Below are 21,840 nucleotides of genomic sequence, written 5' to 3'. Positions count from 1 at the left end.
GCGCTGCACCTGGCGTCTGTTCCGCTTTCCACTCCTAGCCTCGTTCTTGGTCGCGATCCGGACGGCACCGCCCCGATCCCCGTGGACGCGAGGAGCGGCGGCCTCCCGTATCGACCGAGAGTCGCCGGATCGCTAGGAAAAAATCGGCGAGAGGGTAGCCCAACCATGGTCCGGTGCGACGATCGCCCTGCTCCGGTCCGAATCTTAGAAATCCACGTGATGGGAGAAATTCGGTGACCGAGATACTTCAAGGCAGCCTCTGCGAGCGACTGGACCCCCGGGAGACGCCCGACGTCGCCCTCGCGATGATCGACGCCGAGGGGACGGTGGTGGGGTGGACGACCACGGCGGAGCGGCTTGTCGGCTACCCGGCGGCGGAAGTGATGGGCCGGCCGATCTCCACCATCCTGCCCCTCACCCGCCGAACGCTGCGGGAGTGGTCGACGTCCGAACAGTGCCTCGCCCGGGGCGGCTGGTCCGGCACCTCGACCGTCCGCCACCGCGACGGCCATGCCCTCAAGGCGAGCCTGCGGATCTCGCTGCTGTGGGGCCAGGGCCGGCAAATCCATTGGCTCGTCTCCGGCACCGACATCGCCTCGCTGTCCCCGGCGGCGAGCACTGGATGGGTACGGGACTCACTTCTCACCCACACACCCATCGGCATCGTCGTTCGCGACCGGGACCTGCGCTGCGCCTGGGCCAACGACGCGATGGAGCAGCAGGACGGCGTCCCTTGGGATCAGCGGCTGGGACGCGGCCTGGCAGCCGCGCTGAGCGACCCCGAGGCCGAAAGGCTCGAAAAGGTGATGCGACAGGCGCTGGACAGCGGCATCACCACGGTCCATGAGTACCGCACGTGGCCGCCGGCAGATCCGCGCCGTGAGCACGCGATCGCCGCCTCGTACTTCCGCCTTGAGGACGCCGACGGCCAAGCCATGGGGGTGTGCTGCATGAGTGTCGACGTCACCGCCGCGCAGAGGGCGCGCGAGCGCCTGGCCATCCTCAGCGAGGCCAGCACGCGCATCGGCAACAGCCTGGACGTGATGCAGATCGGCCAGGAACTGGCCGACATCGCGGTGCCCCTCCTGGCCGACTACGTCAACGTCGACCTGGCCGAGTCGATCCAGTTCGGCGAAGCACCCTTCGCTCGCATCGGCCCATCGGACCACCGCCGCCCCGTCCTGCGGCGCGCGGGCGTGGCCTCGATCCACCCCGGGGTCCCCGAGTCCCCGTGGGCGCGCGGTGACCTGGTCGCCGTGCCACCGAACTCGCCCTTCACCAAGGTCCTGTCGTCCGGCCGCTCCCACTTGGAACCGGTCCTGGACGGTTCTCCCGGCACCTGGTTCGACCACGACCCCGACCGGGCACGGACCATGCGCGAGAGCGGCATGCACTCCCTGATGATCGTCCCCATCCGCACGCGGCACGCCTTCCTGGGGACGGCGGTCTTCATCCGGACCGAGGAACCCACGCCGTTCCAGGAGGACGACCTGCTCCTGGCCGAGGAACTAGTCAGCCGCACGGCGCTCTCCCTGGACAACGCCCGCCGGTACGCACAGGAACGCAGCGCGTCCCTCACCCTCCAACGCAACCTGCTCCCCCAGTGTCTGGTGCAGGGCACAGCCATCGAGACGGCCTCGCGCTATCTGCCGGCCGATGCGGACAACGGTGTCGGGGGCGACTGGTTCGACGTCATCCCGCTGTCCGGCGCCCGGACGGCACTGGTTGTGGGCGATGTAGTGGGACACGGCATCAACGCCGCGGCGACCATGGGCCGGCTCCGCACCGCGGTACACACGCTCGCGGAGCTCGACCTGGCCCCCGACGAGCTGCTGGCCCACCTCGACGACACGGTCCGGCGGCTGACCGAGGAGGACGCCGACTCTCACGACCCAACCCGCGTCACCGGCGCGACCTGCCTGTATGCCGTCTACGACCCCGTCAGCCGGAAATGCGCCCTGGCGCGGGCCGGGCATCCCCCGCCTGCGGTTATCGACCCCCGCGGCAAGGTCACCTTCCCCGACCTGCCCACTGGAACGCCGCTCGGCGTCGGGATGGGGGTCCCTTTCGAAGCGGTCGAGCTGGAACTGCCCGAGGGGAGCCGGCTCGCCCTGTACACCGACGGCCTGATCGAGAGCCGCGACCACGACATCGGCGCCGGCATGAAGCGCCTCGGCGATGCCCTGGCACATCCCGGCCGATCCTTGGAAGGCCTCTGCTCCTCGGTGATGGAGACACTGCCGACTCAGTCACCGTGTGACGATGTCACTCTGCTCATCGCACGGACCCATGCGCTGAGCGCGAGCCAGACCACGTGCTGGGAACTGCCGGGCGACCCGGCCGTCGTCCGCTGCGCCCGCACCTTGGTCACCCGGCAACTGGCCCGGTGGGGACTGGAGCGTCTGGAGGCATCCACTCAGCTGATCGTCAGCGAACTGGTCACCAACGCAGTCCGCCACGCCACGGGCCCGATCGGTCTCCGCATGATCCGGCACCGGGTCCTGACCTGCGAAGTGTCCGACACCAGCGACACCCTCCCCCGGCTGCGCCACGCCGGTACCAGCGACGAAGGCGGCCGGGGCCTCTACATCGTCGCGCAACTCTGCCGGCGACACGGAACCAGGTGCCTGACGCCCGGTGGCAAAACCGTATGGGCCGAACAAGAACTCGACCCGGGCATCTGAGACGGGAAGCGCGCCGAAGAAGGCCGATCATCAAGGCCGATGGCAAGGGTGACGGCGATGGCCAGGAGCAGGATGTGCACCGTCCACGCTGACGACATTGCCGTATTGGTCATCCGACGCGGAGAACGCCCAGTCCGGGGGCGTCGCCGGGCCGAATGAAGCCAGTCGACGGTTGAGGAGACCGAAGACCTCGCACGGTGGGCGCTCAAAGAAGGTGCCTGAGGACGCGGGCGCCGTCATGTGCGGCGGATGACCAGCACGGCCACGTCATCGAGGTGGTCCACCGCGTCTGCCGCGTCCAGGATGCGGCCGGCGGTCTCCTCGGCGTCCAGCCCTTCCTGAACGGCCTGGGCGGCCAGCGTTCCCACTCGCTCCAGTCCGTCCTCCAGCGTCAGGCCCGGTCCCTCCACCACGCCGTCGGTGACCATGACCAGCACGCTGTCTTCGTCCAGGGTGAAGGTCTCCTCGCCGTACTCGCTACCGGGCACGACTCCCAAAACCGGCCCGCCCGGCAGCTCACGGACCTCGTGGCTGCCGTCTCTATGGACGCACAGCACCGGCACATGGCCCGCGCTGGCGCCGGTGACCCGTCCGTCGCGCGGGTCGAGGTGCAGCATGGTGCAGCTGGCGAAGCGTGTCGGGGCCGTCGTGCTCATCAGCTCGTTGGTGCGCGTCAGTACGGTTCCCGGATCCGGTTCCTGGGCGGCGATCGCGCGCATGGACAGGCGGACCTGTCCCATGCAGGCGGCGGCGTCCGCGTCGTGCCCTTGGACGTCGCCGATCTCCAGGGCGATCACACCGTCGGGCATCACGAAGGCGTCGTACCAGTCTCCGCCGATGTCCAGCTCGTCCCGGCTGGGCCGGTAGCGGGTGGCGACCTCCAGACCCGGGAGGTGCTCGGGCAGCGTGGGCCGCATAGTCTGCTGCAGCGCCGTAGCCAACTCGACTTGAGCCTGCTGCAGACTGATACGCCGCAGTGCCTGGCCTGCCAGGTCGGCCAGCGTGCCCATGAGGGTCCGCTTGTCCAGCGACAGGCGGTGTCCGCTGCCGTAGGACACTATCCACGCCCCCAGTGGCGAATTGCCAGTCTCGCTGAGGGGCGTGATCGCGAGGGCGTAGTCGGAGCCGAGTCCGCTCTTCCACGGAATTCCGATCCCGTCTGGCCAGCGGCGGATGTAGTCCTCTCGGCCCTGGATGAACTGCGGTTTGCCGGTGCGGATCGCCTCAGGCAGCGGCCCCGGATGGTCCAGCGGCATGCCGTGCAGAGCCGGGCACTCGCCTGCATCGGTGGAGACCCGCAGGTGGCCGTCGTCGACGAGTGCGAGCAGGGCGCCAGCACCGCCGAAGGTCGCGGCGAGCCGGGTCAGGACGACCTGTCGCAGTTCCTGCTCCGTGGCTGCGGTGATCAAGGCGGAGGAGAAATCGGCGGTGTCCTTGGCGCGCTGCCGCTCGGCGGTCAGTGCAGCCAGCTCCCTCTTCCGGTGCTCCTCCTGCTTGGTGTCATCGCGGACCAGTTCGAATATCTGTTCTGGGCCGTCGTAGCCCAGCCGGATGCGACGGGTCTGAACGGCCAGGTGGTGCCAGCCGTCGTGCGGGGTGAGGTACCGCAACCTCACCCAGGGGGACTGGGCGGGGGCCGAGCGCAGAAGCTCCCGGAAGGCCTCCCGCTCGTCAGGGTGCACTGCCGAGATCACTCGGGAAACCGGCGCAGCGGCCTCCAGGGGGACCGCGACCAAGCCAGGTAGGCCCCCGAACCACTCCAGATCTTGCCGCTGGGGTGAATACCTCCACAGACCGAGGTCAGCGGCCTCGGCGGCCAGCCGGAACGGGATCAACAGGCTCGCCAGGTCGCTCCGCGCATCCAGGGCATGCACCCACACCAGCTGCTCGCCACTTGCCGGGTCCTTCACCGGCTGTGCGCCGATCAAGCAGGCAACGCACGCTCCGCCCTGCTTGGGGAACTCCAGCACCCGCATTGCGACCGTCTTCGTCCTGGCGACGGCCACCACGAGACTCTTGGCCGAGATCCGCTGGCCTGCAGGCCACAGATCACCGAAGTCATGTCCCAGGCACTGCTCCGCCGGCCTGTGCAACGCCGTGGCCATCGCCGCGTTGAGAGCGCTGATCACACCGTCCAGCGTCAGCACAGCCGACGGGTCAGCCCTCTGAAGAAGTTCGTCCGAGGTAGCCATCTGTGGCCCCCTGACACATACCGAAACATCCCGGCTACTAGTATTCGCACATTTTGCCGATACGTCTCGATGAGGCAGGTGTGACGGCCGACGGAACGGTCCACGTCAGCGGAGATGTCCTGGCCCGACTGCCCTCTCGGTAGAAGAGCCTCATGGCCGCCCGCAGGATGCGCTCGCGCGCGCCCCGGCCGCCACGGCGCCGGGTCGGTTCGGCCCTCAGCATCGCGACATCGGCGAGGCAGTCCCCGCCCAGTGCTACCGCGAGCGCGAGGTCCAGCAGGATCTTGCCCGGGTCGTGCACCGCCCGCGACTCGCACCACGGCGCCAGGGCCACGGATATCGCCTGATCCAGGCCGCTCTTGCGGACCGTCTCCACCAACAGAACCGCCCCGGACTGCGAGACCGCCGCACGGCCGTTGCCCTCGACTCGGACAGGCGGGTACGACCCGCTACGCTTCTTCACCCGGGGAGTGCTTCCTTCTTGGCGACGAACAGGACCTTCAACAAGCCCTATCGTCCCAGCTCAGAGGCACTCCCCACTTATTTGATCAACCCTCGGGCCGCCCCGTCGTGAAAGCCCGAGGCTAATAGGCGTGTGAGTTGGCCGTTGGGCCGATCCGGGCAGGGGCTGGGGAGACGTCTCGGATATACGCAGCGCCGGAGCGCTTCGACAAGAGGGACGGTGCTCCAGCCCCTGCCGTGTCGCTTCGGGGCGCCGTACGTTGCCGTGGTTCGAGCCATGTCCAGGATCACCTCCCGATCAGCCGGAGCCGTCGAGCTCTTCACGAGAGCGAGGACCCTGAGTAGGGCTGCGGCCACGGATGGCTGATGGGGTGGTGCGCCGATGAGCGCTTCTATTAGGTCGCCGGGTGGCCCTGCCGCGGCTTGACGCCAACGGATAGCCGGGGAAAGGAGCGCGTGGTGCACGCAACCTGCGGAATCGACTGGGCTGAGGACCACCACGATGTGGCGGTGGTCGACGCCGATGCCGGGCTGCTCGCCAAGCTGAGGATCAGCGACGACGCGGCGGGCTTCCAGAACCTGTTGTGCCTGCTTGCCGAGCACGGCGACACCCCCGGACGGTCCCATACCGATCGCGATCGAGACCTCCCGGGGCTTGCTGGTGGCCTGCCTGCGGGCCTCCGGACGCCGGGTCTACGCGATCAACCCGATGGCCGTTGCCCGCTACCGCGACCGGCATGCGGTTTCCCGGAAGAAGTCCGACCACCAGGACGCCGTCGTTCTAGCCAACATCCTGCGGACCGACGCCTCGTTGCACCGGCCTCTGCCCCCAGACTCCGACCTGGTCAAGGCGATCGCCGTCCTGGCCAGGGCACAGCAGGACGCAGTCTGGGACCGCACCCGCGCCCACAACCGGCTCCGCTCCCACCTGCTCGAGTACTACCCCGCGATCCTCGAGGCCTTCGCCTCCAAGCGCGAGCAGTTGCCGGCCCGGGAGGTCCGGATGATCCTGGCCATCGCGCCTACTCCAGCCGAGGCCGCCCGGCTGACCCGCGCCCGCCTGAGGACTGCGGTCGCGCAGGCCGGACGCCAGCGCCGCATCGAGGCTGAGACCGACCGGATCCAGTTCCGATCACGGTGTCCGACCAGGCGACTCCGGCACGGCCAAGGAGGTCAGTCTGGTGGATTCTCGGGAGTGTAGGTGAGGGGGTAGGTCGTGGTGTACTCCTCCACCGGCACGTTCATTTGCGCGGCGTACTCGGCCCGGGCCTGCCGGTCGGCATCCGTGATCTCTGGGTGCAGGCTGGGCGCCTGGGGAGCGCGCCAGAGCTGGACTAGGTGGCGTTCGCCGTAGTCACCGATGCCCGGTTCGGGGTCGTCGGCGTGGCTGTACAGGCGCATCCGCACCCACTGCTCGCCCTCGTCGCAGGGCGGCACCTCGAGCGGGGGTTCGCGTTCTGGCCAGGCGTCCCAGAACTCGCTCCTGATGACGGCGAGGCACAGTTCAGGGTAGTCGGCGCGCAGGCTGATCTCTTCCGGCGGCTCCCAGTCGTTGCCGCGCTCGGGTGCCGGCGGGCCGTCGTGGACCTGGATGATCATCTGCACGGGGCCGGTGTCGGTGGTGGGCATCACGATGGCGTTGCTGTCGGTGGCCAGGCCGCACCGCCAGCCGAACGGCATCTCTTTCGGCCAGTCGTAGTCGTCGTCGAATCCGATGAGGTAGCCGTTTTCTCCCACATCGATGGTGAACGTCGCTTCACGGACCAGCATGAGACGAGCCTCCTTCAGCGGAGAAGGGTGCCCCCTTGCCCCGGCACAGAGGCGGGACAAGGGGGCACCCTGACTGGCGGGGAGTCTAGCGGCGGTCAGACGATCACGTAGAACGGGTCGCCGTCCATGACGTGCATCTTGCCGCGCCAGGCGGTGATGCGGCCGCCCTGGCTGCGGTTCTCCTGGATGTGCACCCAGGTGATCTCCCGCTGGTTGGCGGGAAGGTGGGTGCCGCCTTCCTTGGTCGAGGCGAAGGGGTACTCGTCGCACGAGGTGCGGCCGGCGCGCTGCATGTCCGGCGGAGCGCTCCTCGGGCAGACCGCTTTGCGGTTTTTGTCCTCCTGCGTGGGGTTGATCATCCAGTGCAGGGGCTGGCCGCCGTAGGGGTCACCGTAGTGGCCGCCGCTGGAACGCAGCCTGCGGATCCCGTCGTCGATGTAGGGGATGCCGACCATGCTGACCGCAGTGGGCACTTCCGGAATGGCGCACCCGGACCGGTTGGCTTGCCTGCTGCCGTAGTAGTTGTCGCACCGGTAGACAGCCGAGTCGTAGGAGACGGCGCCGGGGGTGTAGCCGGGCTTGGTGAAGGTGTACGAGTAGTGCGTCTTCGCCTTGGCGTTGACACGGCCCTTGGGGATCGCCCCGGTCGTGTAGTCGACGCTGCCACTCGCCGCGCCGCTGTTGAGGACGTGGCCCTGCGGGAAGTGGACGGTGGCCTTGGTGCCGCCCCGGAAGCCGCGGCGATATCGACGTGGACGCCGTTGCCCGCGCGCGTGATGCGTGCCTTGGAGACGGTGAACTTCTACGGCCGGGCCGAGATTCTGCCTCGTCCATCCGGACCGGTCCGTCGATGCCAATGGTGTCTTCGCACTCGCCGGGCCGATCAGTGCCGAGTTGGGCGCCCCGGTGCTGGCCGCCTTCCAGTACGACGGCGACCGATTGGAGTTGGAGGTCTGGCCGAGGATGCCGACCCCGCCGCGTTCCTGGACTTCGCGGCCGGCCCCGTGGACAGCCACCGCTTGGCCTGTGCGCTCGCGGACACTCCGATCGACGTCGAGGACATGGACGTTGACGGCGAACCGCGCTACGTCTGGGCCCAGGCCCTGCACTGGGACGTGCTGTGCGCGCTCGGCCACCCGGACCAGGTGATCCTCCGCTCGCAGTGGGACTACTTCCACGTACGCCGCGAGCCGCAGGCGTTCGGGAAGGTGCTGGACAGCACCGAACTCGTCGTTCTGGGTACGGCCGATCGACCGTTCTGAAGCCCTACCAGCCCGCGCCCCCCACCTGTCGCACTTTCCCCGGGTAGCCCCGGCCGACAACGCGCCCAGCGCTCGGGAAGCTCCCCACTACGTTGAACGCCGGACCGAATGGGGCGACGAGCATGCCTGGCTGTTTTCAAGGGTCTGGTCGGAATTTCGTGAAGGTCACGATCGTGTAGTTCACGCTCCGTGCTTGATGGCGGTAATGCCCTGGTCATGGAGGTTCTGTCCGCGTTGAAGGACGTACTGTTCCCGAACGCCGTGGGGATGGTGCTGAACCGGTTGTCCGAGGTGAGCGGGGTTGTCGTGGCCGAAGCCCACAGCGCCGTAACGGAGTTGAGGTGCCCGACGCTGTCACGACATGTGGTGCGGGCACCTCCATGGACGACCTGAGCGCCATATCAGGCCTGGGCCGGGGAAGCTTGCATGGAGCGTCGCTGATCAGCTAAGCGATCCCATGCGAACCGTAAGGTCCGGTAGGGTGGTGTGCCCACCAAGGCCACCCGCTCCGCAGACGATCAGGGCCGGAGTTCGTAGCCGACAGCGGCCATCTCCTCGGGCCCGTCGCCGCCACGAAGCTGTGCCTTTCCGTACCGGCTCCTTGAACGCACCGCCGGCCCGGCTTCGCCACGCCACTCGGCGTCCCCGTGAGGACTTGCGACCATGAGGGAGCCACTCCCGCGGCCAGGGCCCGGGTGCGAGCACCCGCATGCGAACCAGGTGGTGTACAGCGCGGCGACCGTGTGCGCGAGGACGAGCAGGGCGGTCGCGGGCGCGGCGGCTCTCATCCCGTGTCGCCGCCCCTCGGGCCGGAGCGGTCGGCGTGCCAGAGTGCTCGCAGTTCCTGCCAGTCCGGCGGTGGCCCGTCGAGGCCCTGCGGCAGGTGGGGCGGTCGGGGCCGGAGTCCGTCCAGCACTATGTCGAGGTACGTCAGACGCAGTTCGCAGAACCTTGTCTCGGCCGTGGGGAGCAGGATCTTGAGGTGGACGAGCAGCAGCACTATGTCCGCCGACACCACGTCGGCGCGCAGCGCACCCTCCCGCTGTGCCCGCCCGACGACGGCTTCGACGGCTTCGTGCAGCCGGACCACGGCGGCCTCGAGGTCGTCCGTGAGCGGCAGTCGGCCGCCGAGCCGCGGCAGCAGGGAGCCCGTCCGGGTGGTCAGGGCCGTCCTCATGAACCGGACGAGAGCCTGCCAGCCGTCGGACGTCTCGAGGGCCGCCGCCCGTGCGGTGTGGGTGAGGTGATCGACGGCGGTCAGGCAGATGTGCTGCGCGAGTTCCTCCTTGCCGGCATATCGGCGGTAGATCGTATCCATGCCCACGTCGGCCCGTCGGGCGATGTCCGACACGGACGCCTTCCACCCCAGCTCCGCGAAGGCGTCGCAGGCGGCCACCAGCAGCCGTGCGTCGTTGAGTTCCGCCTCTCGCCGGCGTCCGCGTCCGGGGCCCATGCGGCCCTTGTCCGGTGCGGGATCGGGTGAGCAGGTCATGAGGGTGTCCTCCGGCGTCGATCGTCGGCGGGTGGTCACGCTCCGCAGTGGGGCAGGCCTCCGTGCAGCGCGACCATGTCCTCGAACGCGGCCTGCACATCCAGAGGTGCGGCGGGCTGCGTGCCGTACCGCTCGGCGTAGGCGCGCACTAGGTTGCCCACCAGCCTTTCGCTGTCCAGGAGTTGGCCGTACGGTCCCGGGCCCGTGGCCCGCGCCAGGTCCAGCGGAGCGAGTCCGTCGGCGATGCCTGTGCGAGCCAACTCGTGGACCCAGCAAAGGTAGTCGGCGTTCGCGTCGAGTAATTCGGGTCCGCCCAGCGGGCCGTGACCTGGGACGACGTGCAAAGGTTCCAGGGCGCGCAACTGGTCCAGCACGCGCAGCGAGCCGCTGAGCGAACCCATCAGCACAAAAGGGGTGACGCCGGAGAAGACGAGGTCTCCGGCGAACAGCACACGCTGGTCGGGCAGCCATACGACGGTGTCGCCCGCCGTGTGCCCCGGGCCGGCGTGCAGCAGCTCCACCCGCACGCCGAGGCCCGGCAGTGACAGGCGGTCCCGGTAGGTCACCTGCGGCAAGGTCGGTTCGACCTGGCCCCAGCGCACCTGCGGCCACAGGCTCCGCAGCGCCAGGCCGTGCTCAGCCATCTCGGCTGCCGCCCGCTCATGGGCCACGATGGTCGCGCTCCCGGCGAAGAGGTGGTTGCCGAAGGTGTGGTCGCCGTGGCTGTGGGTGTTGACCAAAGTGCCGACGGGACGCGGGCTGAGGGTGTGGACCGTCTCCCTCAGCATGAGCCCGCGTGCCTCGGTGGCCGCGGTGTCGATGAGGAGTGTGCCCTCGCCGCCGATCACGATGCCCGCGTTGTTCAGACACCAGCCACCGTCGGGTTGGAGGTAGGCGTATACGCCCTCCGCGAGTTGTTCGACCTCGCGGATGACGACGGGGGTCGACGTGGCGTCCATGTCGCTCTCCACAGGCAGACGGAATCGGTCTCACCCCTCACAGAACCCGACCTCGCCGCAGAATCGGTCAAGGCGGCTAGGAGCGCGGCGTCAGGTGCAACAGTCGACCAAATTTCACCGCCATTACCTTGCATACCACCAAATCCAGCTACCGGAATATGTCATTCTGATGTATTCCGGAAGGTATACAGGCCCCTGCATTTATTGCGGAGCAAACGATCCGAAGGACCTTGACGTGCCACCCGGTAACGACTGTAGCATCGGAGCGAAAAGTTTTAAGACCGTACAACCTGGCACCACAGGCCTAACGCGGTGCATTCCGAAGTGTTGCACGATTCAATCTGCGATATTGTGCAAAATTCAACGGGGAGTACGATGGACATCGCAATTCTGGGTCCCTTGGCCGTTCGATCGCGCGGTGGTGAGGCCGCGCCCACCGCACCGAAGCCACGGCAACTGCTGGCGCTGCTGGCGGCCCGGGTGGACGAAGTGATCTCGATGGATCTGCTGATCGACGAGCTGTGGGAGACCCGTCCGCCGTCGAGTGCCGTGACCACCGTGCAGACGTACATCGGGCAGTTACGCAGGGCACTGACCCAGAGTCTGCAGGTCAGCCCCTCCGAAGTGGCCGCGGACGTCCTGCAGTTCACCGGGTGGGGGTACCGTCTGACGGCCGGCGAGGGAACGCATGACGCGCAGGCGTTCCTGCGCTGCGCCGAGTTGGGGCGCGACTCGCTGGCCGCCGGTGCGAACGACCAGGCTTCGGTGCTGCTCCGCCGGGCGCTGCGCATCTGGCGCGGCCCGGCACTGGCGGGCGTACGGCTCGGACCGCATCTGCTCGCCCACCGCACCCACCTGGAGGCACACCGCCTGGCAGCCGTCGAGCAGCGAGTGGAGGCCGATCTCCGGCTCGGACATCACCATGAATTAATCGGCGAGCTGTCCGGGCTTGTACTGCAATATCCGCTGCACGAGAACCTCCATTCCCTTTTCATGATTTCACTGTATCGAGCCGGCCGCCCCGCACAGGCGCTCGATGTATTCCACAAGATCCGGAACTACCTCCGGAAAGAGCTGGGAATAGACCCGTCACCGCGTATGCGTCATCTGCAGCAGGCCATCCTGGCAGCCGATCCGCGGTTGGAGGCGGAAACCCAGTCGAGACTGTTCCGGCTGGAACTGGATCTGCCGTCCGGCGCCCCATCCGAGGTCCGAACGGATCCGAGCGGACTGCCCACGGAAATGGCCGCCGGGCGTCGCCGCGTTCTCGGACCGCCGTTCGCTCAGGGGTGACGCGGTCGACGGCCAGGACCGTGCCCGCCTCGGGCGGGCGCGGTCCCACCGGGAGTGCGGGCCCCGGCTCCCGGCCGGCCCGCCCGCGCGAAGAACAGCACGGCGACACCGATCGGAACGTCGAGCCAGAGGATCACTGCCACGAGGCGAAGTCCGTGATGAAGCGTCATGAGCAGACGCCGCCGACTGGCGCACGGGGAGCGGCAGGGGCAGCGCCGGGTACCGGCGCTCAGTCCAATCCGCGCCTGCCAGGCGTCCAGAAGGGCTTGACCAGGACGGACCGGCGAGGCCAGCCGCGCTCCCGGACGAGATGATCCCGTACGGCCTGGCAGGTGCGCGCCTCTCCGGCCAGATACGCGATGCCGGGTTCGCCGGGCAGATCGAGCTCCCGTACGGCCGCGACCAGCGAACCGGACGCGGCCGCGCCGGCGTCACCGCGAAAGCACCACCGCAGTTGCCCGGACCGGGGCAGCGGCAGCCGGTCCGGTGGCCCCGCGACCTCGACGACCCCGTGAACGCGGGCTTCATCCGGCAGGGCGCGCAGCATCGCGCCGAAGGCCACCGAGGCGGTCTCCTCCCCCGCGAAGAGGTGGTACGCGGCGGAACCGTCGACGACGAACCTTCCCTCGGGTTTACGGAAGGCGATCTCGTCCCCCACCCGAAGGGAGCGGGCCCAGCGGGCGCCGGGACCGTCCCCGTGATCCAAGGGGCACAGCTCCAGCCCCTCCCCGTCGTATGCCCAGACCGAGTACGTGCGCAGCACGTCGCGCAGCATCCCGGCCCACACCGGCGCGCCCAGGTCCTTGACGTGTACCCGCACGTGCTGGCCCGGAGTCCAGGGCAGGCCGCGCACGGCCGGCCCGGTGACGCGGATCCTGCGGACGCGCGGGGTGAGCTGTTCGAGCTGCTCGACGCGTCCGCGGGTGAAGAACAGACCGAGCAGCGGGTCGAAGAGGAGGTCGGCCGGGCGGCGTCGGCCGGCGGTCGATTCGGTGGGCATCTGCTCACTCCTGGCTGCTCACGGTCCGGTTTCAGGAACCGGCCAGAATGGCGTCCCGCAACCTGCGCACGCGGGGCGAAGGGTCGATCCCCAGTTCTTCGCGGAGGTTGTGGCACAGCGACTCGAAGGTCCCGAGGGCCTGTTCGGTGTGCCCGGCGCGGTACAGCGAAATGATGAACAGGGAATGCAGGTTCTCGTGCAGGGGATGGCGCGCCACCAGTCCGGAAAGCTCGCCGATCAGCTGATGGTGGCGGCCCAGACGCAGATCCGCCTCCAGGCGCTGTTCGACGACGCCCAGCCGGATCTCCTCCAGGGTGGTCCGATGCGCCAGCAGGTGCGGCCCGATGCGTACGTCCGCCAGCGCGGGACCGCGCCACAGTCGCAGCGCCCGGTGCAGCAGCAGGGCTGCCCGGGCGTCGTCGCCGTCCAGCAGCGCGCGTCGGCCCAGCTCGGCGTGACGGGTGAACACGCTGGCGTCGACCCTGTCGGGGTCCGCGACCAGGCGGTACCCCCAGCCGGCGAAGGGCAGTACGTTGTGGGCCACTTCGGCGGTGCTCGTCCGCAGGGTGCGGGCAATCGACTGGCGCAGTTGGACGATGTAGGTCCGCACGGCGGTCAGGGCGCTCCTGGGCGGCGCGTTCTCCCACAGTTCGTCCACCAGGAGGTCCACCGGTACCACCTTGCCCGCGCGTGCCGACAGCAGCGCGAGCAGCTGCCGCGGCTTCGGTGCGGTGGGGACGGCCTGTCGCTGTCCGCGTGCCCGCACTGTCAGAGGACCGAGAATTCCTATGTCCACGCCGTTCACCTCTGTACCGGGATCAACTGCGGGCCACCAGCGGGTCATCCACCGCCCATCACCGCGGCCACGTCGCATCCGAGGTCCCGGAGGACGGCCTTGGCACCGGCCCGTGCTCCGCCCGTGACGCCGGAGCCGGGATGGGTGGACGGTCCCACGAGGTAGAAGCCCTCACCGGGCAGCCGGTACCCCATGTTGGGCAGGGGCCGATACCCCATGAACTGGAAGAGCTGCAGCCCGAAGTGGCCCGGGTCGCCGCCCGGCCAGGCGGCGTTGAAGCGCTCGCCGTCCACCGGGCTTTCGACGACCCTGCCGAGTACCTTCTCCGAGCTCATATTCGTGGTGAGGCCGCAGAAGGTGTCGAAGACCTGATCGAAGATCTCTTGCTTGCGCTCGTCCCAGCGCCCCCGCTCCAGCGCGAGGGGCGCGTAGCTCAGCAGGTAGAGGGTGTGCCGTCCGGCGGGCGCACGGGTGGGGTCCCAGGCGCTCGCCACCGCGATGCTCGGGATGTTGCTGATCGGCACGCCGTACTTCAGGTCGTCGAAGGTCCGCAGCAGCGCGGGCAGGGGGGCGGCCGTCTCCTGGAAGCCCGCGCCGCCGACCTCGGGACCGGCCTTGAAGACCGGTGCCTCGCTCAAGGCCAGGTGCCCGGTCAGCAGGCCGAATCCGGCGGGCTTGATACGGCGCACCTTGCGCTCCCAGTCGGCTCCGAAGCGGTGGTCGACCATGCCGGGCAACTGCTTGATGTTCAGGTCGGCCACCACCGCGCGCCGGGCCTGAACATGCTCTCCCGAGGCCAGTACAACGCCGGTGGCCCGGTCGCCCTCGAAGGTGAACCGCTCGACCGGGGCGCCGGTCCTGATGGCGCCGCCCTGCTCCTGAACGGCTCTGACCAGAGCCGTCGTCAGCGCGCCGGACCCGCCGACGGCGTAGCCGAGACCGTATCGGTGGATGACCGGGACCATCATCAGCAGGAAGGCACCGGTGCCGCCCTCCTCGGGGGCGGCCAGGATCTCCGACACCCAACGGATCAGTGCCGCACGCACCTTGGGGCTGTCGAACCACTCGTTGACGACGTCGAGGTAGCTCATCATCAGCATGCGCAGCAGTTCTTGCCCGACCTCGGACCGGTCGAGCCCGGCGAAGAACTCGCCCAGCGGGGGCGGCGGTTCGAACAGGCCGGTCATCAGGGTGTCCAGCAGCTGGTCGGTGAACGCGTGGAAGCGCAGGTAGTTCTCCGCGTCCTTCGGTGAGATCCTCGCGATCGTCTCCGCCGTCCTGGTCACGTCCCGGTAGAAGGCGATGTAGTCGCCGTCGGGGAAGGTGACGGCGATGCTCGGGTCGGGGAAGACGTAGGACAAGCCGTGCCGGGAGAGCAGGCCCAGTTCGTCGTCGCGGATCAGGGGGTTGCCCTGGATGAATATGTGGGCGATGGCGTGCAGGTCGTGGTGGAAGCCCGGCAGGGTCACCTCTCGGGTGACGACACCGCCGCCGGCGTACTCCTTGGCCTCCAGGACCACGACGTCCAGGCCCGCCTTGGCCAGGTAGGCGGCCGCGGTCAGCCCGTTGTGTCCGCCGCCGACGACCACTACGTCATGCTGCGTCATGGTGCGCTCCTTCGGGACTGGTGTCGCGTGCGGGGCCGCCGCGGTCGCGCTGGAATCCGCCGTCGATGTCCCAGATCGACCCGGTCACGTACCCGCTGACATCCTCGTCCAGCAGGGTCAGCACCGGGTGGGCGATCTCGTCGGCGGTGGCGATCCGCTTGATCAGGTTCGTGCCGATCACGGCCTGTTCGAGCCCGGGCAGGTGCGCGGCACCGCTGCGCAGGCCTGGCGTGTCGGTGATGCCCGCGCAGACGGCGTTGACCCGGATGCCCCGCGGCGCCAGCTCGGTCGCCCAGGTGGGGACGAGATAGTGCAGGGCCGCCTTCGTGGCGCCGTACACGCCCATCCCGGCGGCGGGCTGCCTACCGATGGACGAGGAGATGACGACGGCCGAGGCACCGGGACGGCCGGTCAGCCCGGGCGCCGCCGCCTTCATCAGCGCGATCGTGCCGCGGAGGTTGACGCCGATCACCCGGTCGACCTCGGCCATGTCCTGTTCGATGAGGCCACCGGGGATCAGGATCCCGGCGTTGCACACGACCAGGTCCAGGCCGCCGTGGCGGGCGACGGCGTGCGCGACGGTGGCTTCGGCCGTCGCCGCGTCCGCCATGTCGCCGGCGACCCAGGAGGCCGCCGGGCCGAGCCCGTCGGCCGCCTCCTTCAGCGGCCCTTCCCTACGGGCGGTGATCACGACGCTCGCGCCCGCCGACACGAGTGCCCTGGCGATGGATGCTCCGATGCCCTCGCTGGCACCGGTGACGAGTGCAATCTTTCCCGCGATTGCCATGAGCGGGACCTTCCGGATCCAGTACGGCTGCGTGGACTAGGGCTGGGCTGCGACAGATGCGGCGTGCCGGTCACGCCGGCGGGCGGCCGCGGTCAGGAGCCTGCCGTCGCGTACGTTGAGGCTCAGGAGCGTGATGTTGACGGCGCCGCCGAGGAATTCGACGGCCTGGACGAGTGCGAACACCGTGTCGAAGCGGCCGTCGGCGGCGAAGACCCGCAGGGTGACGGCGCACGGGACGAGGACCAGCAGCCCGATCGCCGCGGCCGCCGCCATGCGCCGCTGTTTGCGGCGGATCAGGGGGGCACGGCGGCGCCGTGCGCTCAGGAGGCGACCGGTGCCGCCGGTGACCGCCATGCACGGCACCAGGACGAGCAGCGCGAAGACGATGGCGGTCTTGACGTCTCGTACGGCGGCGTCGTCGCCGAAGATCTCGACCACGGCCGAGGCCGTGAAGAAGAGACTGATCAGCGTCAGAGCGAGAACCCCGGCAACAGCGTGCACTCGGGTCTTCATGGACTTCTCCCCGTGCTGGGTTCCGGTCTTGGGTTCAGGAGCGCCCGGCGGACTCCAGGTTCTCGATGGCGTGCGCGATCATGCTCAGCAGCAGGGCGGCCTCCGACCCGTCCAGACCGCGGGTCGCCAGGCCGTTGACGTCGCGGGCGGCGGCGACCAGGGGTTCCTGGAGTTCGCGGGCCCGGTCGCTCAGCAGTACCTTCGCCTGGCGTCTGTCGTGCGGATCGGGAACGCGGTGGATCAGTCCGTCGCGCTCCATCCGCTGCAGGGTGTTGGCCATGGTCGGCTGCTCGATCTGGACGCGCTCGCACAGCTCCCGCTGGGTGAGCCCCTCCTGCTCGTACAGCGCGAGCAGCTGGGCGAACTGCCCGGGCACGACCCCGTACTCCTCGATGCGCAGCCGCAGGGCCCGCTCCAGAAGCCGCGCGAGATGGTTGACCTGGTATCCCAGTGACGCCTCCCGGGGCAGCCGGCCGACCGGCGGGATGGAGAGGTCTTCGGGCTTCGTGGTCATGATCAACCTCCGGCGCGGCTTCTGCTGCTTCGATTACTCCATAGCTTGCTATGTATGTCAACCGAAAACAGGGCGACGCACGGCGTGGACGTCAGCGGGCACGTGCCCCGAGGTGGTCGGACATCCAGTCGCAAAAGCGCGGGATGAAGTCACTGAAGTAGTTGGTGGCGACGTGGCGTTCACCCGGGTAGCGGATCAGCTGGGTCTCGCCGGCGGCCCAGTCCAGCATCCGCTCGCAGGAGTCGATGGGGATGATGGTGTCGAGCTCGCCGTGGATGGCGAGCAGGGGGATGCGCAGCGGCGGGACGTCCCTGAGGTTCAGCCTCGTCCGGGCGAGCTCGTCCATGGCATCGTCGTCCGCCTGGTCGAAGACGAAGCGGAAGTCCTCCTTCACCATGACGTTGACGTTGCGGTAGTTGTCGAAGTCGAAACCGCCGGAGAGGTTGACGCACGCCTGGAAGCCGGGGACGCTCGCGGCGGCGCGTGCGGCGAGGTAGCCACCGAAGCTCACCCCGAAGATGCCGATCCGGTCCTCGTCGACCTCGGGACGCCGTACGGCCTCCTGCAGCACGGCGGCGACCACCCGCTCGAAGTCGACCGCCATCGGCGTCCTGCCGATGTGCACTCCCTGCCCCGGGCCGTCAAAGACGACCGCAGCCATGCCGCGGGCCATGAACTCCCGGGCAAAGGCGTACAGTTCGACCTCCTTGGCCGAGTCGAGGCCGTTGACGAGCACCACGGTCGGCCACGGGCCCTCGCCGAGCGGCACCATGAGGTAGCCGGGCACGTCCAGCCCGTCGCAGCTGACGTTCAGCGCGGTGACGGTCTCGTGCAGGTACGGGATGCCGCGCTCGAAGATCTCGGTGACCCGGTCGCGGCTGTCGGTCTTGGCCCGCGCGTCGTCGAAGTAGAAGAACTCCGCGTAGTGGTGGCAGGCCGCGGCCTTGCGGTTGGCGGTACGGAACGTCTCCAGGTGGTTCGCCTCGAGTGCCTCGGCCGCGCGCTCCTCGTAGTGCACGCCGAGCGCGGACCACCTCCGGTGCCAGTCGGCCCAGTCCTCGTGGGTGCTCTCCTTGCGCAGGTCCTTGAGCACCATGGTGATGTCGCCCCAGTCGAGGCTCGCCAGGCCCAGACGGCTGAAGAACAGTTCGCAGTTCTCGAACGTCTCGGCGGAGATCCCGTTCCCGGTGTTGCGCGGCCCCCACGCGTCGCGCAGGCCGTCGTCCGCGGCGAGGTCGCGACCCGCCTCCAGCCACTCCTTGAGCGCGGCCAGCACGTTCTCGGTCGTACGGAACAGCGTGTCCCGGAGGCCGACCGCGTCCACTCCCTCGTCTCGCCGTGGCACGAAGACGTGCTCGACGGCCAGTCGCGCGCCACCGTCCGCCGGTTCGACGGTCCAGTTGCCCTCCATCGCGGCGATGGCGGGCGGCAGCGTCACCATGCGGAAGTCGATGCGGAGTTCGTCGGGCCGGTACCAGCGGTGCGAGCGGACGTCGTTGACGCCCAGTTCGTTCGCCACCGTCATGTCCATCACCACCTCGTTGGCGCCGACCTCGGTACGCCGGACCGCGCGCGTGGTGGGAAAGATGGCCGGCCAGCGCTCGATGTCGGTGCAGGACCGCCAGACCCGGTCGGCCGGGACGTCGATGACGACGGTGTTGACGACGGAGCTCTGCTCTTCGGATGCCATGTCCGTGCTTGCCGTGTGCGTGCTCAAGGAGTCCTCACATCACGTCGATGGTGCTGGTCTGGTGGGCGGATTGGGACGTTCCCGAGTTGCGCTCAAGGACGGCTCGAAGACCGGTCAAGGTCCCCTGGCCGCAGGTCGGACGCCCCTGTGCAGCCGGATCGAGGCCCGCTTGCGCCGGCCTTGAGTCGTCCTTGAGCCACGGCCAAGAGGTTCGGCGGCGGCAAGCGGATTCCTCCACGAAAGGCGACCGACATGTCAGCGACGGACCCTGCCGGGGCCGCCCGCCGCGCAGCGCAGCCGGGGCGAGCGCCCACGGCCCTGCGCCGGGTGGTGATCACCGGCGTGGGCGTGGTGGCGCCCGGCGGTACGGGCACCAAGGCGTTCTGGGATCTCATCACCTCGGGCCGCACCGCGACCGGGCGCATCTCCTTCTTCGACCCCGCCCCGTTCCGCTCCCAGGTCGCGGCGGAGTGCGCGTTCGACCCCGCTCAGCAGGGCCTGACCCCCCGTGAGATCCGGCGCATGGACCGGGCGACCCAGTTCGCGGTGGTCGGAGCGAGGGAGGCGGTGCACGACAGTGGCCTGGACTTCGGCACGCCGGACCCGGCTCGGATCGGGGTGACCGTGGGCAGCGCGGTCGGCGCCACCATGGGGCTGGAGGAGGAGTACGTCGTCCTCAGCGACAGCGGTCGCACATGGCTGGTCGACAACTCCTACGGAGTGCCGCATCTGTACGGGCACTTCGTGCCGAGCAGCATCGCCGCCGAAGTCGCCTGGGCGGTTGGCGCCGAGGGCCCGGCCGCGGTCGTCTCGGCCGGCTGCACCTCGGGCCTGGACTCGGTCGGCTACGCCCGCGATCTGATCGCCGAGGGCAGCGTCGACATCATGGTCGCCGGGGCGACCGACGCCCCGATCTCACCCATCGCGGTCGCCTGTTTCGACGCCATCAAGGCGACCACCTCCCGCAACGACGACGCCGAGCACGCCTCCCGGCCCTTCGACAAGAGCCGCAACGGCTTCGTGCTCGGCGAGGGGGCGGCCGTCTTCGTGCTGGAGGAGTACGAGCACGCCCGTCGGCGCGGCGCCCATGTCTACGCCGAGATCGCCGGGTTCGCCTCCCGGTGCAACGCCTTCCACATGACCGGACTGCGTCCGGACGGCCGGGAGATGGCGGAAGCGATCAGCACCGCCCTTGACGAGGCCCAGCTAAACCCCGAGGACGTGTCGTACATCAACGCGCACGGCTCCGGCACCAAACAGAACGACCGCCACGAGACCGCCGCCTTCAAGCGCAGCCTCGGGCAGCACGCGTACGACGTACCGGTCAGCTCCATCAAGTCGATGATCGGGCACTCGCTCGGAGCGATCGGCTCGATCGAGATCGCCGCCTGCGCCCTGGCGATCGAGCACGGCGTGGTGCCGCCCACGGCGAATCTGCACACTCCCGATCCGGAATGCGACCTCGACTACGTCCCCCTGATCGCCCGCGAGCAGGACGTGGACACGGTCCTCACGGTGGGCAGCGGCTTCGGCGGCTTCCAGAGCGCCATGGTGCTGACCCGTCCTGCCCGGAGGACGGCCGCATGACCGGGCAGACCGAGAACACGGTGGTGACCGGGATCGGCGTGGTGGCGCCGAACGGCGTGGGCACCGAGGAGTTCTGGACCGCGACCCTCAAGGGAGTCAGCGGCATCGACCGGATCAGCCGCTACGACGCGGGCGGCTATCCCTCTCCCCTGGCCGGTGAGGTCCTGAACTTCGACGCGGCCGACCACCTCTCCAGCCGCCTGCTCCCGCAGACCGACCGGATGACGCAGATGGCCCTGGCCGCCTCGGACTGGGCACTCGCCGACGCCGACGTCGACCCGGCGGCACTGCCCGAGTTCGGCATGGGCGTGGTGACCGCCAGCGCCTCGGGAGGCTTCGAGTTCGCCCAGCACGAACTGCAGAAACTGTGGAGCCAGGGCCCCGAGTACGTCAGCGCCTACCAGTCCTTCGCCTGGTTCTACGCCGTCAACACCGGCCAGATCTCCATCCGGCACGGCATGCGCGGCCCCAGCGGCGTCCTGGTGACCGATCAGGCCGGCGGGCTGGACGCGCTCGGCCACGCACGGCGGCACGTACGCAAGGGCGTCGGCCTCGTCGTCTCCGGCGGGGTCGATGCCTCCCTCTCCCCGTGGGGGCTGGTCTCCCAAATCACCAGCGGCCGCCTCAGCCGCTCCAGCAACCCCGAGCGCGCCTACGCGCCCTTCGACGTCTCGGCGGACGGCCACGTGCCCGGCGAGGGCGGCGCCATCCTCGTACTGGAAAGCGAAGCGGGCGCCCGGGAGCGCGGTGCCCGCGTCTACGGCACGGTCGCCGGTTACGGGGCGACCTTCGACCCCGCGCCCGGCTCCGACCGGGCGCCAGGACTGCGCAGGGCCGTCGAACTGGCCCTCGCGGACGCCGCGGTCGCCCCGCCGGACGTCGACGTGGTGTTCGCGGACGCGGCCGGGGTGCGCGACCTCGACCGGGTGGAGGCCGAGGCCCTGGCAGCCGTCTTCGGCCCGCACACCGTGCCGGTGAGCGCGCCCAAGACCATGACGGGCCGGCTGTACTCCGGCGCGGCCTCCCTCGACGTGGCAACAGCCGTGCTGGCCATGCGGGACGGTGTCGTCCCGCCGACCCTGCACGTGCCCGACCAGGCGCCGGACTGCCCGATCGCCCTGGTGCGGGACACCGCGCGCGAGATGACCGTGCGCACCGCGCTGGTGGTCGCCCGCGGCCACGGCGGATTCAACGCCGCGGTCGTGCTGCGCGCCGACCCCGGCAGCGACTGA

At 69.3% G+C, this 21,840-nt stretch carries 17 protein-coding genes and 2 pseudogenes; 6 read left to right on the top strand and 13 right to left on the bottom strand.

Features of this window, described 5'->3' with window-relative positions:
• Positions 1–233 precede the first annotated feature (233 nt).
• The gene (locus ABZ919_RS26455; protein ID WP_361252425.1) at positions 234–2,684 is read left to right on the top strand and encodes a SpoIIE family protein phosphatase; all 2,451 of its coding nucleotides are present in this window, start codon (positions 234–236) and stop codon (positions 2,682–2,684) included.
• 236 nt (positions 2,685–2,920) lie between these two features.
• On the opposite strand, the gene ABZ919_RS26450 is transcribed toward ABZ919_RS26455, so the two are convergent.
• A complete protein-coding gene (locus ABZ919_RS26450) occupies positions 2,921–4,876 on the bottom strand; it encodes a SpoIIE family protein phosphatase (protein WP_361252422.1) in 1,956 nt (651 codons plus the stop codon).
• A 205-nt stretch (positions 4,877–5,081) separates the two neighbouring features.
• Positions 5,082–5,339: pseudogene (locus ABZ919_RS26445) on the bottom strand (transposase); the annotation flags it as partial.
• Positions 5,340–5,797: 458 nt separating this feature from the next.
• Between ABZ919_RS26445 and ABZ919_RS26440 the strand changes: the two are divergent.
• Positions 5,798–6,473 (top strand): annotated as a pseudogene (locus tag ABZ919_RS26440) (IS110 family transposase); the annotation flags it as partial.
• A 38-nt stretch (positions 6,474–6,511) separates the two neighbouring features.
• Here the strand turns inward: ABZ919_RS26440 and ABZ919_RS26435 are convergent.
• Both ABZ919_RS26435 and ABZ919_RS26430 read right to left on the bottom strand, forming a co-directional pair.
• Entirely contained in the window at positions 6,512–7,108 is a 597-nt protein-coding gene (locus tag ABZ919_RS26435; protein WP_361252419.1) for a hypothetical protein, read from the bottom strand.
• A 95-nt stretch (positions 7,109–7,203) separates the two neighbouring features.
• The gene (locus tag ABZ919_RS26430; protein ID WP_361252416.1) at positions 7,204–8,124 is read right to left on the bottom strand and encodes a NucA/NucB deoxyribonuclease domain-containing protein; all 921 of its coding nucleotides are present in this window, start codon (positions 8,122–8,124) and stop codon (positions 7,204–7,206) included.
• Here ABZ919_RS26430 and ABZ919_RS26425 point away from each other — a divergent pair.
• Positions 8,113–8,370 carry a hypothetical protein gene (locus ABZ919_RS26425; RefSeq protein WP_361252413.1) on the top strand — a complete coding sequence of 86 codons (258 nt, stop codon included), beginning with the start codon at positions 8,113–8,115 and terminating at the stop codon, positions 8,368–8,370. The genes ABZ919_RS26430 and ABZ919_RS26425 overlap by 12 nt on opposite strands.
• A 784-nt stretch (positions 8,371–9,154) precedes the next feature.
• On the opposite strand, the gene ABZ919_RS26420 is transcribed toward ABZ919_RS26425, so the two are convergent.
• Positions 9,155–9,862 (bottom strand): helix-turn-helix domain-containing protein, encoded by a 708-nt coding sequence (locus ABZ919_RS26420; RefSeq protein WP_361252410.1) that lies wholly within the window; start codon positions 9,860–9,862, stop codon positions 9,155–9,157.
• 35 nt (positions 9,863–9,897) lie between these two features.
• Entirely contained in the window at positions 9,898–10,821 is a 924-nt protein-coding gene (locus tag ABZ919_RS26415; protein ID WP_361252407.1) for an MBL fold metallo-hydrolase, read from the bottom strand.
• A 375-nt stretch (positions 10,822–11,196) separates the two neighbouring features.
• Between ABZ919_RS26415 and ABZ919_RS26410 the strand changes: the two genes are divergently transcribed.
• The gene (locus ABZ919_RS26410; protein ID WP_361252404.1) at positions 11,197–12,114 is read left to right on the top strand and encodes an AfsR/SARP family transcriptional regulator; all 918 of its coding nucleotides are present in this window, start codon (positions 11,197–11,199) and stop codon (positions 12,112–12,114) included.
• Between the two features lie 229 nt (positions 12,115–12,343).
• On the opposite strand, the gene ABZ919_RS26405 is transcribed toward ABZ919_RS26410, so the two are convergent.
• The 7 genes from ABZ919_RS26405 to ABZ919_RS26375 form a co-directional block, all read right to left on the bottom strand.
• Positions 12,344–13,114 carry a siderophore-interacting protein gene (locus ABZ919_RS26405; protein ID WP_361252401.1) on the bottom strand — a complete coding sequence of 257 codons (771 nt, stop codon included), beginning with the start codon at positions 13,112–13,114 and terminating at the stop codon, positions 12,344–12,346.
• A 31-nt stretch (positions 13,115–13,145) separates the two neighbouring features.
• Complete coding sequence (locus tag ABZ919_RS26400; RefSeq protein WP_361252398.1) at positions 13,146–13,910, bottom strand: AfsR/SARP family transcriptional regulator; 765 nt, start codon at positions 13,908–13,910, stop codon at positions 13,146–13,148.
• 44 nt (positions 13,911–13,954) lie between these two features.
• Entirely contained in the window at positions 13,955–15,517 is a 1,563-nt protein-coding gene (locus ABZ919_RS26395; RefSeq protein WP_361252396.1) for an NAD(P)/FAD-dependent oxidoreductase, read from the bottom strand.
• On the bottom strand, positions 15,504–16,304 hold the full coding sequence (locus ABZ919_RS26390) for an SDR family oxidoreductase (RefSeq protein WP_361252393.1): 801 nt from the start codon (positions 16,302–16,304) through the stop codon (positions 15,504–15,506). Before ABZ919_RS26390 ends, ABZ919_RS26395 begins: the two co-directional genes overlap by 14 nt.
• Before the next feature lie 36 nt (positions 16,305–16,340).
• Positions 16,341–16,817: a hypothetical protein gene (locus ABZ919_RS26385; protein WP_361252390.1), complete on the bottom strand. Its 477-nt coding sequence runs from the start codon at positions 16,815–16,817 to the stop codon at positions 16,341–16,343.
• A gap of 34 nt (positions 16,818–16,851) precedes the next feature.
• Positions 16,852–17,331, bottom strand: coding sequence for a MarR family transcriptional regulator (locus tag ABZ919_RS26380; protein WP_361252388.1), 480 nt, complete (start codon positions 17,329–17,331; stop codon positions 16,852–16,854).
• Positions 17,332–17,422: 91 nt separating this feature from the next.
• Positions 17,423–19,021 carry an alpha/beta hydrolase gene (locus ABZ919_RS26375; RefSeq protein WP_361252386.1) on the bottom strand — a complete coding sequence of 533 codons (1,599 nt, stop codon included), beginning with the start codon at positions 19,019–19,021 and terminating at the stop codon, positions 17,423–17,425.
• 252 nt (positions 19,022–19,273) lie between these two features.
• Between ABZ919_RS26375 and ABZ919_RS26370 the strand changes: the two genes are divergently transcribed.
• Together ABZ919_RS26370 and ABZ919_RS26365 are read left to right on the top strand one after the other, a co-directional pair.
• Positions 19,274–20,608, top strand: coding sequence for a beta-ketoacyl-[acyl-carrier-protein] synthase family protein (locus ABZ919_RS26370; RefSeq protein ID WP_361252383.1), 1,335 nt, complete (start codon positions 19,274–19,276; stop codon positions 20,606–20,608).
• Positions 20,605–21,840 carry a ketosynthase chain-length factor gene (locus ABZ919_RS26365; protein ID WP_361252380.1) on the top strand — a complete coding sequence of 412 codons (1,236 nt, stop codon included), beginning with the start codon at positions 20,605–20,607 and terminating at the stop codon, positions 21,838–21,840. Before ABZ919_RS26370 ends, ABZ919_RS26365 begins: the two co-directional genes overlap by 4 nt.

This window comes from Streptomyces sp. NPDC046759 (assembly GCF_040645475.1).
In the GTDB taxonomy this organism is placed as follows: domain Bacteria; phylum Actinomycetota; class Actinomycetes; order Streptomycetales; family Streptomycetaceae; genus Streptomyces.
The sequence above is the reverse complement of the archived record's forward strand: the minus strand, read 5'-3'. Positions and strand labels throughout refer to the sequence as shown.